This is a genomic window from Actinomycetospora sp. (assembly GCF_055612215.1).
The window spans coordinates 1-1,915 of sequence record NZ_JBVPVA010000326.1; the positions used below are offsets into that span (position 1 = coordinate 1).

Annotated in this window: 3 protein-coding genes; all 3 read left to right on the forward strand. The window is 73.6% G+C overall.

Annotated features, from left to right (window positions below):
• A partial coding sequence (locus AC0CYZ_RS09375) for a dioxygenase family protein (protein ID WP_472214560.1) occupies positions 1 to 252 on the forward strand: 252 nt, incomplete at its 5' end.
• Positions 249 to 878 (forward strand): protocatechuate 3,4-dioxygenase subunit alpha, encoded by a 630-nt coding sequence (gene pcaG / locus AC0CYZ_RS09380; RefSeq protein WP_472214562.1) that lies wholly within the window; start codon positions 249 to 251, stop codon positions 876 to 878. The genes AC0CYZ_RS09375 and pcaG, both read left to right, overlap by 4 nt.
• Positions 875 to 1,915, forward strand: a 1,041-nt coding sequence (locus AC0CYZ_RS09385; RefSeq protein WP_472214564.1) for a 4-hydroxybenzoate 3-monooxygenase, incomplete at its 3' end; no start/stop codon positions are given. The genes pcaG and AC0CYZ_RS09385, both read left to right, overlap by 4 nt.

Here is a 1,915-nt window from a genome sequence, read left to right on the forward strand (position 1 = left end):
GCGCACATCCACTTCTCGGTGTTCGGCACCGCCTTCACCCAGCGCATCGTCACCCAGATGTACTTCCCGGGCGACCCGCTCTTCGGCCTCGACCCGATCTTCTCGTCGATCACCGACGAGAAGGCGCAGCAGCGGTTGATCGCGCGCTACGACCACGACACGACCGTCGCGGAGTGGGCGCTGGGCTACCAGTGGGACATCGTCCTCGACGGTCCTGGCGCCACCCCCGAGGACCCGGAGGAGGACTCGTGAGCGACCTGACGTCCTCCCTCGCGCCGGCCGACCCGACGCCGTCGCAGACCGTCGGGCCCTTCTTCGCGTTCGGGCTGCCCTTTGCCGGCGGCGGCGACGTCGTGCCCCCCGGCACGCCCGGAGCGATCAGCGTGCACGGCACCGTCCGCGACGGGGCCGGTGCCCCGGTGCCCGACGCGCTGCTCGAGTTCTGGCAGACCGGGCCGGACGGGCGCCTGCCGGCGCGCCCCGGCTCGCTGCACCGCGACGGCCGCAGCTTCACCGGGTTCGCCCGCGTGCCGACCGACCGCGCCGGCGACTACGCGGTCCGCACGCTCCGCCCGGCGTCGCCGACGGGTGCCGTCGAGGCGCCCCACATCGCGGTGACGGTGTTCGCCCGCGGGCTCCTGCACCACCTGTTCACCCGCATCTACTTCCCGAACAACTCCGAGGCGAACGGCGCGGACCCGCTGCTCGCGTCGCTGGACGAGGCCCGCCGGGCGACGCTGATGGCGGTGCCCGACGGCTCGGTCACCGGGCCGGGGTACCGCTTCGACGTCCGGCTGCAGGGCCCCGGCGAGACGGTGTTCCTGGACCTCATCGGAGGCGACGCGGCGACGGGCCCGGCGAACGGGAGCACCGCGTGAGCACGGACCGGACCCAGGTCGCCATCGTCGGCGGCGGCCCGGCGGGGCTGCTGCTCTCGCACCTGCTGCGCGCGCGGGGGATCGACTCGGTGGTGCTCGAGTCGCGTCCGCGCGACCGCGTCGAGTCCCGGCAGCGGGCCGGCATCCTCGAGCACGGCACGGTGGACGTCCTGCGTGAGATCGGCGCGGCCGACCGCATGGACTCGCTCGGCCTGCCCCACGACGGGTTCGAGCTGCGCTTCGGCGGGCGCGGGGTCCGCGTCGACATGCAGGAGCTGACCGGGCGCAACGTGATGATCTGGGCGCAGACCGAGATCACCAAGGACCTCATCGCGCTGCGCCTGGAGCAGGGCGAGCCGCTGCACTTCGAGGCCGAGGTGGTGGCCGTCGAGGACGTGGACACCGATGCGCCCCGGGTCCGCTACCGGCACGGGGGCGCCGAGCACGAACTGCGCGCCGACGTCGTCGTCGGGACGGACGGCTTCCACGGGGTCGCCCGCGCGGCGATCCCGACGTCGGGTGTCCGCACCTTCGAGCGGGTCTACCCGTACTCGTGGCTGGGGATCCTCGCCGACGTCGCGCCGTCGTCGCACGAGCTGATCTACGCGCGGGGCGCCGGCGGGTTCGCCCTGGCCTCGATGCGCTCGCCCACGGTGACCCGGGCCTACATCCAGGTCCCCAACGGCACCGACGCCGCGGAGTGGTCCGACGACGCGATCTGGGACGAGCTCGAGGCCCGCTTCGCGCTCGATCCAGGGGAGCACGCCGATAGGGGATCGTTCACGCTCGCCCGCGGGCCCATCACCGACAAGTCGGTGACCGCCATGCGCAGCTTCGTCGGCGAGCCGATGCGCCACGGTCGGCTCTTCCTCGCCGGCGACGCCGCCCACATCGTGCCGCCCACCGGCGCGAAGGGCCTCAACCTCGCCGTCGCCGACGTCCGCGTGCTCGACGAGGCGCTGGGGGAGTGGTTCTCGTCGAAGGACGAGACGCTCATGGACGCCTACTCCGAGACGGCGCTGCGCCGGGTGTGGAGG